Source organism: Streptomyces niphimycinicus, from assembly GCF_018883605.1.
Classification (GTDB): domain Bacteria; phylum Actinomycetota; class Actinomycetes; order Streptomycetales; family Streptomycetaceae; genus Streptomyces; species Streptomyces niphimycinicus.
Map to the genome: position 1 here is coordinate 1 of NZ_JAHLEM010000493.1, position 11021 is coordinate 11021.

The 11021-nt window shown below is 71.9% G+C and carries 12 protein-coding genes; 5 read left to right on the top strand and 7 right to left on the bottom strand.

The genetic code is table 11. The features are described from left to right. Positions 1-176 precede the first annotated feature (176 nt). Together KN815_RS33980 and KN815_RS33985 are read right to left on the bottom strand one after the other, a co-directional pair. Entirely contained in the window at positions 177-971 is a 795-nt protein-coding gene (locus KN815_RS33980; protein ID WP_216345693.1) for a L,D-transpeptidase, read from the bottom strand. Between the two features lie 122 nt (positions 972-1093). Next, positions 1094-1447 (bottom strand): hypothetical protein, encoded by a 354-nt coding sequence (locus KN815_RS33985; RefSeq protein WP_137966215.1) that lies wholly within the window; start codon positions 1445-1447, stop codon positions 1094-1096. A 333-nt stretch (positions 1448-1780) separates the two neighbouring features. Here KN815_RS33985 and KN815_RS33990 point away from each other — a divergent pair, with 333 nt between their 5' ends. Together KN815_RS33990 and KN815_RS33995 are read left to right on the top strand one after the other, a co-directional pair. Continuing rightward, on the top strand, positions 1781-2809 hold the full coding sequence (locus KN815_RS33990) for a C40 family peptidase (protein ID WP_216345694.1): 1029 nt from the start codon (positions 1781-1783) through the stop codon (positions 2807-2809). A gap of 256 nt (positions 2810-3065) precedes the next feature. After that, positions 3066-4103, top strand: a complete 1038-nt coding sequence (locus tag KN815_RS33995) for an SDR family NAD(P)-dependent oxidoreductase (RefSeq protein WP_253209408.1) — start codon at positions 3066-3068, stop codon at positions 4101-4103. Here the strand turns inward: KN815_RS33995 and KN815_RS34000 are convergent. Next, on the bottom strand, positions 4074-4886 hold the full coding sequence (locus KN815_RS34000; RefSeq protein WP_216345695.1) for an SDR family NAD(P)-dependent oxidoreductase: 813 nt from the start codon (positions 4884-4886) through the stop codon (positions 4074-4076). The two genes, KN815_RS33995 and KN815_RS34000, sit on opposite strands and share 30 nt — an antisense overlap. Before the next feature lie 86 nt (positions 4887-4972). On the opposite strand from KN815_RS34000, the gene KN815_RS34005 reads away from it, so the two are divergent. Next, positions 4973-5824 (top strand): helix-turn-helix transcriptional regulator, encoded by an 852-nt coding sequence (locus KN815_RS34005; protein WP_216345696.1) that lies wholly within the window; start codon positions 4973-4975, stop codon positions 5822-5824. Positions 5825-5941: 117 nt separating this feature from the next. Here the strand turns inward: KN815_RS34005 and KN815_RS34010 are convergent, their stop codons facing one another. Together KN815_RS34010 and KN815_RS34015 are read right to left on the bottom strand one after the other, a co-directional pair. Beyond that, positions 5942-6520: a Uma2 family endonuclease gene (locus tag KN815_RS34010; protein WP_216345697.1), complete on the bottom strand. Its 579-nt coding sequence runs from the start codon at positions 6518-6520 to the stop codon at positions 5942-5944. A 64-nt stretch (positions 6521-6584) separates the two neighbouring features. Continuing rightward, positions 6585-7556: a hypothetical protein gene (locus KN815_RS34015; RefSeq protein WP_216345698.1), complete on the bottom strand. Its 972-nt coding sequence runs from the start codon at positions 7554-7556 to the stop codon at positions 6585-6587. Positions 7557-7705: 149 nt separating this feature from the next. Here KN815_RS34015 and KN815_RS51700 point away from each other — a divergent pair, with 149 nt between their 5' ends. After that, a complete protein-coding gene (locus KN815_RS51700; protein ID WP_301184677.1) occupies positions 7706-7834 on the top strand; it encodes a hypothetical protein in 129 nt (42 codons plus the stop codon). On the opposite strand, the gene KN815_RS34020 is transcribed toward KN815_RS51700, so the two are convergent. Next, positions 7827-8474 (bottom strand): TetR/AcrR family transcriptional regulator, encoded by a 648-nt coding sequence (locus KN815_RS34020; protein WP_216345699.1) that lies wholly within the window; start codon positions 8472-8474, stop codon positions 7827-7829. The two genes, KN815_RS51700 and KN815_RS34020, sit on opposite strands and share 8 nt — an antisense overlap. Positions 8475-8557: 83 nt before the next feature. On the opposite strand from KN815_RS34020, the gene KN815_RS34025 reads away from it, so the two are divergent. Next, positions 8558-10069: an FAD-dependent monooxygenase gene (locus KN815_RS34025; RefSeq protein ID WP_216345700.1), complete on the top strand. Its 1512-nt coding sequence runs from the start codon at positions 8558-8560 to the stop codon at positions 10067-10069. Between the two features lie 146 nt (positions 10070-10215). Here KN815_RS34025 and KN815_RS34030 read toward each other — a convergent pair whose 3' ends face one another. Continuing rightward, positions 10216-11001, bottom strand: a complete 786-nt coding sequence (locus KN815_RS34030) for a LuxR C-terminal-related transcriptional regulator (protein ID WP_216345702.1) — start codon at positions 10999-11001, stop codon at positions 10216-10218. Positions 11002-11021 lie beyond the last annotated feature (20 nt).

Genomic DNA, 11021 nt, shown 5'->3' on the forward strand with positions numbered 1-11021 from the left:
CGATGTGGTGAAGAAGGCGCCGATCACCGAGATGCCGATCTACGGGAGCGTGCGGCCCGCGTAGGGCACGGGGACCGCGCAAAGGACGCAGGGGGGCCGTGCGGGCCCCTGGCGTGCCGCTGCCCGGGGCTGGGGCCCCGGGCAGCGGCATCGTCATGTCAGCGGCGCGGTGCCGTTCATGTGCCGGGCTTGCGCCCGTAGACGTACACGTCGTCGCCGTTCTTCAGCAGGCTCCAGTACTTCTTGGCCTCGCCCGTGCGCATGTTGACGCAGCCGTGGGAACCGGGCGGGGACCATACGCTCCCGGCGATCGAGTGGAACGCCTGACCGCCGTCGAAGAACTGGCTGTAGGGCATGGCGACCTTGTAGAGCGTCGACCAGTGGTTGATGTCGCGCCAGTAGATCTTCTTCAGCCCGGTGCGGGTCTCGAAGCCGTTCCGCCCGGACCGCACCGGCACCGGCCCGTAGACCAGCCGGGAGCCATCCTGGATCCAGCTCAACTGCCGGGTGAGGTCGACGCAGGCGATGCGGCCCTTGTTGGTCGGGCACTTCTTCGCCGCGTTCGGGTCGTGTCCGGCGGCCTTCTGGGTGTTGATCAGGCTCATCACGCCCCAGGTGATCGGGCCCGCGTAGCCGATCGTCGGGCTGATGCCGTGGTTGACCTGGAACTTCTGGATCGCGAGACAGTCCGCCCGCGACTGCCGCCCGTCCACGGGGCGGCCCAGGAACCGCTCGGCCTGCCTCTGGTACGGCCCCACGCTGGTCGTACACGATGCCGCGGCCATCGTCGCCGGTGTCACCGATCCGGCCGACCTGCCCAGCGGCCGTGGCTGGGCCGGCCGTGCCTGAGCCTGCGCCGGACCGGCGACGGCGACCGCGAGCGGCACCGTCATCCCCGCCAGCCCCAGCACGAGACCCGCGCGCCGGCTCTGCCTGCCCTGCCTGCTTCTGACTGCCCCCACTGCCCCCATGGCCACTCCTCTCGACTGCCTCGCTCTTTTACCAGGACAGCTCGCGAGTGCAAACGGTTGCCTCAGGATCGCGCCGAAAAGGTGTCGGAATTGTCTCGGGATTACCTCAGATGATCAGCTCGTCAGGTCCACAGCACGGCAATGAAAATGTTTGCCGTTGTCAAGGCACCTACCGCGCCGAAGGCGGCAGACTCTACCTTCTCCTCGTCGCGCTTCACGTACACCAGGCCGAGGACCACGATCAGCAGCGCGAGCTTCACACCGATCTTGATGTTGTTGACACTGTTGTCGTCGGCCTGATTGAGCCCGACCAGCGCCGCGCCGGTGACCAGCATGGTCAGCGCGCCGTGCAGCATCGCCGGGGTCATCCGGGCCTCGCCCGTGCCCATCGCCTTGAGCTGCGAGAAGAAGCCGCCGAGCAGTGCGCCGATGCCGACGATGTGCAGGCCGACGAACACGTGAATGAGTACGTCCATGGCTCCGGAGACTAACCGCGCGCATATCATCACCCGGCACTCGGGTGGGCCCCTATCGGCGCTTCGGTCACGGCAGCTCCACATCCCGCCCACCCCACTCGCCGGGCGATCAGCCGCCGTCACGGGTGCGACGAAATCCGTGCACTCCCGTTCAATCCCCCGCACGGACCCCACTTTCCGGCCTAACTTCCTTCTCCAGGTGGCAGTCCGCTTCCCATCAACTGAGGGTCCCCGCCTCACGGCGGGCTGCCGCCTGTCCGTCCGTTCCCCATGAGGGTCCAGGATCAGCGAAATGTCCTGGAATGCCCAAGAAAGACCAGGTGAACCGCCGCAGTGGCGTCGCACAGGAAGCCCAAGCAGCGCTCGCTCACCAGCAGCACCGCCCGCGCGGCCGCGCTCCTCGCCCTCACCGGCGCCGCATCCGTCACCCTCCTCGACGGCACCGGGCACGCCGAGAACCGCCTCACCCCCGCTCAGGTGAAGGCGAGGGTCGATCAGTACCAGCGGCAGGCCGAGGAGGCCACCGAGCGGTACAACGGCGCGAAGGACAAGGCCGACAAGGCCCGTGCGGCGCTGGACGCGCTGCGCGACCAGGCCGCCCGCCGCACCACCCGGCTCAACGCCGCGCGCAACGCCCTCGGCGCCTTCGCCACCGCCCAGTACCGCTCGGGGACGATCGCCCCGGCCCTCCAGCTCGCCCTGTCCTCCTCCCCCGGCCAGTACCTTCAGCGCGCCTCGCTCGCCGAGCGCGCGGGGAACCGCCAGGCCGCCCTGATCGCCTCCGTCGGCCGTCAGGAGCGGAAATTACGCCAGGTCCGCGGCGAGGCGGCCGACCGCCTCGCCGCTCTGCGCGCCTCCCAGACGGCGGCCGCCCACCACAAGCGGACCGTCCAGGAGAGGCTCGCCGCCGCCGATCGCCTCCTCGACCGGCTGACCCTCGAGCAGCGGCAGCGCCTGCTGGCGGCCCAGGACGGCGACAAGGCCGGTGCCGACGGCACCGCCTCCCCCGCCGAGGGCCGCGCCGCCCGCGCCGTCTCCTACGCCTACGCGGCCCTCGGCAAGCCGTACGTCTGGGGCGCCACCGGCCCCCGCGGCTATGACTGCTCGGGGCTCACCCAGGCCGCCTGGCGCGCCGCCGGGGTCGCCCTGCCCCGCACCACCTACACCCAGATCAACGCCGGGCGGCGCGTCACGCGCGACCAACTGGCCCCCGGCGACCTGGTCTTCTTCTACTCCGGCGTCAGCCATGTGGGCCTCTACATCGGCGACGGCCGCATCATCCACGCCCCGCGCCCGGGCGCCCCGGTCCGGGTGGCCTCCGTCGCCGACATGCCCTTCGCGGGGGCGGCCCGCCCGGCGTAGGTGCTCCGGGGCGGTGTAGGTCGCCCGCCCGGCGTAGGTGCTCCGGGCCGGTCCCGGGCGGTCCCCCGGCGGTCCCCCGGCGGTCCCGCGTGCCCCGTGGGTTCCGGGTTCGGCTGAGCGGCGATCTGTCGGCGGGGGACGGTGGATGACGGCGCTCTGTCGGTGGGGCGTCGGTCGCGGCCGTAAGGCTGACATGTGGCCGCGTCAGCCACATTCGGTCACCGGCCCGCCGCCCTTACGAACGCCAGGAGCCCCCATGCCTTCCACCGACTCGTCCGAAGCCCAGAACGAAGCCCCGAACGATGCCTCGAACGATGCCTCGACCGCGCCATGGGACGTCCATCGGCTGCCGCGTGCCGTCGGTAAGACCTTTCTGGTGACCGGAGGCAACGCCGGGATCGGGTACTTCGTCGCCGAACAACTCGCCGGTACGGGAGCCACCGTCGTCCTCGGCAGCCGGGACGCGGACAAGGCGGATGCCGCCGCGGCCTCGATCCGCTCCCAGGTCCCCGACGCCCGGGTGCGGCATATCCGGCTGGATCTCGCCGACCTCGGCTCGCTCAAAGCCTCCGCGGAAGCGTTGCCGACGGACCGTCTGGACGCGGTCGTCCACAACGCCGGGGTGAAGTTCGACCAGCCGCCGCGCCGTGAGACCGGGGACGGCCATGAGGCGATGTTCGGGATCAACCACCTCGGGCACTTCGCGCTGACCCACTGGCTGGCGCCCCTGCTCGCCGCCGCCCCCGAGGGCCGGGTCGTCACCACGGGCAGCTTCGCGGCCAAGTCCGAGCGGCTGGACCTCGAAGACCTCCAGAGCACCCGGGACTACCAGCCGGAGCGCACCTACGGGCGGTCGAAACTGGCCCAGATGCTCTTCGGCTTCGAACTCGACCGCCGACTGAGGGCGGGCGGAAGCACGGTGCGGAGCGTGGTCACCCACCCCGGTGGCGCGCTCGACTCCCTCACTCCGCCCCGCCCGCCCCTTCACGCCCCCACGACCGGCGAACGGCTGCGCGGGCTGCCCGCCGGAATCCTCGTCCAGGGCAAGGAGGCGGCCGCCTGGAGTGCCGTACGGGCGGTCCTCGACCCGACCGTACGCGGCGGCCAACTCTGGGCCCCGAAGATCTTCGGCCTCCGCGGCGCCCCCCGGCTCCGGCCCGTCCGAGGCCATCTGGCGGACGCGGAGGTCGCGGCCCGCCTGTGGTCGGCGAGTCTCGATCTGACGGGGGTCGAGCCGGAGTTCGGCCCGGGACGGCCGGGTCCCTCAGGCGCGGCTGCCGCCGTCCACCCGTAGCACCGTGCCGGTCACATAGGAGGCGCGGTCGCTGAGGAGCCAGGCGGCGACCTGGGCGATCTCGTCCGGGGCGGCGGCGCGGCGCAGCGGGGTCCGCGCGGTGAGCCGGTCGACGATGCCCGGGGACTCCTCCTCCCACGTGCGCATCATCTCGGTGAGCGTGGTGCCGGGCGCGATGGCGTTGACGCGGATGCCCTCCGGGCCGTAGGTGACGGCGGCCGACTCGGTGAGGCTGTTGACCGCGCGCTTCATGGCGCCGTACGCGGCGAGTTCGGAGTTGCCCATGAGGCTGCCGACGCTGGAGTTGTTGACGATGGCGCCCGTGCCGGCGGTGGCGCGGATGGCCGCCACCTCGGCGGACATGGCCAGCCAGGTGCCCCGGAGATTGACGGCGTAGACGTGGTCGAAGTCGGCCTCCGGAAGCTGGTCCATCGGGCCCGGCCGCTGGATCGTCGCGCCGTTGTTGAAGGCGACGTCGAGACGGCCGTACAGCTCCACGGCCCGGTCGACGGCGGCCCGGACGCTCGCCGCGTCGGCCAGGTCGCAGACCACGTGATCAGCGGTGCCGCCGGTCGCCCGGATCTCCTCGGCGACCTCCTTGATCTGGGCCTCCGTACGGGCCGCCAGCAGCACCCGGGCGCCCTCCCGGACGAAGAGGCGCGCCGCCGCGGCGCCGATGCCGCGCCCGGCGCCGGTGATGAAGGCGACCTTGCCGGTCAGCAGGCCGGCGGACGCGGTGGGAGCCGAGGTTTCGGGGGTGGTGGTGTGCGGTGTGTTGTCCATGGTCACGAGCGTGCGGCCGGCTCCGGAGCGCAACCAGGCACCGACGGTACCTGGCTGGGCCCCCGCCGTCCGCGCACACTGAAGGCGTGGACAGACGAGAACTGGCGGCCTTCCTGCGCAGCCGGCGCGAGCGGATCGCCCCCGCCGACGTGGGGCTGCCCGCCGGGACCCGCCGCCGCACCCCTGGGTTGCGGCGCGAGGAGGTGGCGCAGTTGGCGTTCATCTCGACCGAGTACTACTCGCGGCTGGAGCAGGCCCGCGCCCCGCACCCGTCCCGCGAGGTGCTGGCCGGGCTGGCCCGCGCCCTGCGGCTGACGGACGCCGAGCGGATCCATCTCCACCATCTCGCGGGCGTCCCGCCCGGCCCGCCGCCCGGGCCCTCCCGTGAGGTGCGGCCGAGCATCGTGCACCTGCTGCGGCGGCTGCCGTACGCGGCGGCGTTCGTGCTGTCCGCGACATACGAGGTCATCGCCTGGAACGACCTGGCCGCCGCCCTTATGGAGGACTTCTCCGCCCTCTCCCGTCGCGACCGCAACATCGTCCGCCGCGCCTTCCTCGGGCCCCGTCCGGAGGGGCAGCGGCTGTACGGGGTGACGGACCCGGACGCGTTCGCCCGGACCTCGGCCGAGGTCCTGCGCGCGGCGGCGGCCCGCTACCCCGACGATCCCGAGGTGACCGGGCTGGTGGCCGAGCTCCGTTCGGGCAGCGAGGAGTTCGCCCGGCTGTGGGACGCCCATGAGGTGGCCGCCCAGCGCCCCCTGTGCAAGACGTTCCACCATCCGCTCGTCGGGCCCGTCACCGTCGCCTGCGATGTGCTGGACATCACCGACCGGGACCAGCGGGTCGTCATCTACACCGCCGACCCCGGCTCCCCGTCGGAGGAGGCGCTGCGGCTGCTGTCGGTGGTGGGTACGCAGCGGATGGACGTGCCGGGCTAGCCAGGGCCGCCTCGGCTCGGGCGTCATGGGTCAGGTCGGTCTCTCCACTTGCCTGAGCAGCGGCTTCATCACCTCGGTGACTGGCCCCCAGGGAGAGGGCTCGCGTCTCCGCGTGGCTCAAGACGCGTAGTCCTTGAGTTCCTCTGTATCCAAGGTGATCCCGACCGGGTCGGGGAGCTCGACCGCTTCGCCGTACGTCCAGACCCTTCTCATGCGGTACCTCCCGCGCTGCGGCTCGCTGTGGACGACGAGCGTGCACTCGTCGCGGTCGACAAGGAGGTAGACGGGGATTCCCGCTGCCGCGTAGCCATCAGGCTTGTCCACGCGGTCGCGCTGGTCCGTGTCCGCGTCGTTCGAGGTAACCTCGACGGCCATCAGGACGCCCTCGGTGTCCGACCACTCGCCATGCCCCGCGAAGTGCTTGCGGGGTGCCAGGGCGCCGTCCGGACGGGCACGCCCCTTGCGGTAGCTCTCGGCCTTCAGCCCCCGCTCCCGGTACAGCCGCAAGTCCGGACGATGCTGCATGCACTGATCCTGGACCCACATGATGATCTCGTCGTGATCCCCGTCCGGCACGGGCTTGACCTCTAGCTTTCCGTTGATGAATTCGAGCGTCACGGTTTCCGGCGCCGTGCGGGCGAGCTGCTCGAATTCCTCGATACTCATCTGCGGCCGGTCGGTGGTGCCAGGGGTCATGGGTTCGCCTCCTCGCCCCCATGGTGCCCCGACATCGGGCGGCGCGTCTTGCAAGGTCATTCGCTCATCCTTTCGAGTTGCGGGCGGCTGCTCGCAGCCGCCCGGCCCAGGCGCTGACGTCGACGCCGTCGAGATCGCCGGGCGAGGCGAGAGTCGCCTCGCCCCGGCAGGGGCGGCAGAGGCCGCCGGGGAGGGCGGCCGGGGGGCCTGGGCGGCCGCAGTCGGTGCACTCCACGAGGCGGCTGACCGTGATCTCCGATCCCGGCTCCGGTGATGGCTCCGGTGATGGCTCCGGTGACGGTTCCGGTGACGGTTCCGGCGGCAGCTTGGTCTCCAGACGGGTACGGGCGAGCGCGGCCGGGCTGTGCACCTGCTGCGGCAACCCGGCCGTCAGCGCCTGGACGAGGTACGGGGGGTCGGCGTCACGGGCCAGCCAGGCGGCGGCGAGAGGTTCGAGGCGGGCACAGTCGGCGGCCGAGAGGGTCATCCGGGGGTCGGTACGGCCCAGGGACGCGAGGGCGTTGTACGCGGGGGTCCTGGCGGGCGCCGGGGCAGGGATGGCTGCCGGGGCAGGGATGGTTGCCGGGGCGGGGATGGTTGCCGGGGCGGGGATGGCTGCCGGGGCGGCGGTCGACGGCTCCGGTTCGGCTTCACCGCGCATGAACGCCTCCCACCACGCGTCGTCCCGCGCCGTCCGCGAGAAGAACGTACGCGTCACCCACCGCGCCCCGTCCTCCGTGATGACGTGCTCCCGGACGCGCCGCAGGTGTCCGGCCTCGGACAGCTTCCGCAGCGCGGTGCCGCAGGCCATCTGGCCGTAGTCGGGGAGGCACTTGGCGAGCGTCTTGGCGTCAATCGCGGCACCGTCCGGTAACCGGTCGATGTACGCGGCGATCGCCGCCTCACGCCTGGGCAGATGTGCGAAGTCGTCGGCGCGACGGGGAGATTGGCGGGGTGCGCTGCGTTTGCCGTAGCCGGGGTTGGCCAGGGGGTGTGCGGAGGGGCGCGGGGCAACGCTAGAGTCGGCTGAAGCCATGAGATCGTGTAGGTCCGATCTTGTAGGTCAGGCCCCGGATTGGTGTTGGCGCACCGCCGGGGCCGATTTATTTGTTGCCGCGAACGCTAGACCGTGGCAACCGCGCGTGGCAAGTCGGTCACGAAATGTGCATAGGGAGGGTGGGTGGGTTGTCCCAACCCACCCGTTCCTTGGATAAATCGCTCGGCTCTTGGCGCCCGAAGCTCAACGCGGCTGACCGCCACGAAGGCATCGGCAAGACGGCGTGGTTCGAGTTGAAACCGATCGTGGTCAACTGACCGTCGATAGGCCGGTCGCCAGCAGCGCGAACGCCTGCTCCGCGTCGCGGACCGCGTCCGGGTAGCGGGCGTCGACGGTCTCGCCGGACGCCAGACGCTCGAAGTTCTCCGTGGACAGCGCCCATTGGACGGCGATGACCTGGACCGAGGCCAGGCGGGCGATGAGGTCCGGCGCGCCGGTGGTGTCGCGCAGGGCCTCGGTGAGGGCACGTTCACCACCCGCTTTGAAGCGCTGCATGCGGTCGATCAGGGCGGGGGTCCCGAAGATCAGCTCGGTGAGCGCGCGGATCGCGGGGTGGTCGTTGAGACCGGTGATCGGATCGCGGCGGCGCAGGCCGTCGAGGAAGTGGTCGCGCAGGGCGGTCAGCGGGGTGGTGTGCGCGGGGCGGTCGCGTACCACGCGGGCGGATTCGGTCTCGTGGTCGGCCATGCGGTGCACCACGAGGTCTTCCTTGGACGGGAAGTACGCGAACAGCGTGCGCTTGGAGACCTCGGCGGCCTCGGCGATCTGAGCGACGGAGACCTCGTGGAAGCCGCGTTCGACGAAGAGGGCGATCGCGGCGTCCGAGATCGCTTCGCGGGTCCGCCGCTTCTTGCGTTCCCGCAGGCCGGGCCGATTCTCGGTCGTCACAGGGTCCACGCTACCGCATCGAACTGCACCCGGGATCTTTCTGCACCTGGTATATATATCTACCAAGTGCAGAAACGAGGGGAGCGGGGTACATGGAGTCGATCGAGACCGAGGTCGTCATCGTGGGGGCCGGGCCGACCGGGCTGACGCTGGCGTACGAACTGGCGCTGGCCGGGGTGGAGACCCTGGTGCTGGAGAAGCTGACGGAGCGCCTCCAGCAGGTGAAGGGCGGGGCGATCCAGCCCCGTACCGCCGAAACGCTGGAGCTGCGGGGGCTGCTGGAGCCGATGCTGCGGCGGGCCATGCCGCGCGGACCGGTCGGCGGGCACTTCGCGATGCTGCCGGTGCCGCTGGACAACACGGTGTGGGACACCCGTTTCCCGGCCCCGATCGGGCTCCCTCAGTGGGAGATCGAGGAGGTGCTGGAGGAGCGGGCGACCGCCCTGGGCGCGCGGATACGGCGCGGGGCCGCCGTGACGTCGATCGAGGCGGACGACGACGGGGTGACCGTCACGGCGGACGGCGATCCGGGGGTGCGGGTGCGGGCGCGGTACGCGGTGGCGTGCGACGGGGGCCGCAGTGCGGTCCGCAAGATGCTCGGAATGCCGTTCCCCGGGCGGTCCGGGACATATCTGGCCGTCCTCGCCGACGTCCGGCTGTCGTCCGTATCGCCCCTGGTGCCACGGGAGTCGGGGCATATCAGCACCCTGACGCGGCAGGCGAACGACCACTGGGCGATGCTCGTCCCGCTCCGCGACGACCGCTACCGGCTCACTTACGGGTACTACGGGTCCGAGGAGCGTCCGGAGGCCACCCGGGACACCCCCGTCGGCGAGGCGGAGATCGCCGCCGCGCTGCGGGCCGTGTACGGCGAGGAGACGGTGCTCGGCGGGGTGGACAACTCCTCGCGGTTCAGCGACGCCACCCGGCAGGTCGAGCGCTACCGGGCGGGCCGGGTGCTGTTCGCGGGGGACGCCGCGCACATCCATCCGCCGCTGGGCGGGCAGGGGCTGAACCTCGGCGTGCAGGACGCGTTCAACCTGGGCTGGAAGCTGGCCGCCACCCTCCAAGGGCGGGCCCCTGCCGGGTTGCTGGACAGCTACCACGCCGAACGGCACCCGGTCGCGGCCGGGGTGCTGCACCACACCTCGGCCCAGCGGGTGCTGGCGGACCTGCGCCCGGACAACGAGGACGTGATGGCCCTGCGGGAGATCGTCACCGACCTGATGCGGCTGCCGGACACCAACCGGCACCTGGCGGGGCTGATGTCGGGGCTGGCGCTCCGGTACGAGATCCCCGGCGCTCGCCATCCGCTGGCCGGTCAGCGGGTGCCGGACGCCGAGCTGACGACCCCGGCCGGACCCGCCCTGCTGTCGTCGTTCTTCGGCGCGGGGCACGCCGTGCTGCTGGACCTGGGCGGCCTCGTCCCGGACGACGTACGGCTGCCGGGACACGTCGACCTCGTACACGCCAAGTTCACGGCCGACCTGGGCGCGGGGGCGCTGCTGTTCCGTCCCGACGGCTACGTCTGCTGGGCGGCGGATGACGCCGCCGCGTGCCGGGAGGGGGTGCTGCCCGCGATCGCCGCGCATCTGGTGGCCTGACGGCCTGCCGGCCCGACGGCATGAGCCGCCGCCAGGCCGTCAGACCACCGGCCGTCAGACCGCCACGCTGTCAAACCGCCAGGCCGCCATGCCGCCATGCCGCCTTGCCGCCTTGCCGCCAGGCCGTCAGACCAGGCGGCGGGCCGTCAGACCAGGCGGCGGGCCGTCGCCCAGCGGGTCAGCTCATGGCGGTTGGAGAGCTGGAGCTTGCGGAGCACCGCCGAGACATGGCTCTCGACCGTCTTCACCGAGATGAAGAGCTGCTTGGCGATCTCCTTGTAGGCGTAACCGCGCGCGATCAGGCGCAGCACCTCGCGCTCGCGCTGGGTGAGCCGGTCCAGGTCCTCGTCCACGGGCGGGGCGTCGGTGGAGGCGAAGGCGTCGAGGACGAAACCGGCCAGGCGCGGCGAGAAGACCGCGTCGCCCTCGGAGACCCGGAAGATCGCGTCGACGAGGTCGGTGCCGGTGATGGTCTTGGTCACATAGCCACGGGCGCCGCCGCGGATGACCCCGATGACGTCCTCGGCGGCGTCCGAGACGGAGAGCGCGAGGAAGCGCACCGGGCGCTCCTGGTCGGCCATCATCGAGGCGCTGCGGCGCAGCACCTCGACACCGCCCCCGCCGGGGAGATGGACGTCGAGCAGCACGACCTCGGGGCGGGTCGCGGTGATCACGGTGACGGCCTGGTCGACGTCGGCGGCCTCGCCGACCACCTCGACGCCGGTCCGGGCCGTGTCGCCGATTTCGGCCTGCACCCCGGTGCGGAACATGCGGTGATCGTCGACCAGGACGACGCGCACGCGGCGCGCCACAGCGGCATCGTCGGCCCCAGCACCTCCGGCCCCGGCGGGACCGGCCACGGGACCGCCACCGGCCGGGCCCGTGCCGCCTGGGCCATCTGCCGTGCCTGGGCCGTCCGTGCCGCCTGCCATACCCGTGCCGCCCGTGCGGC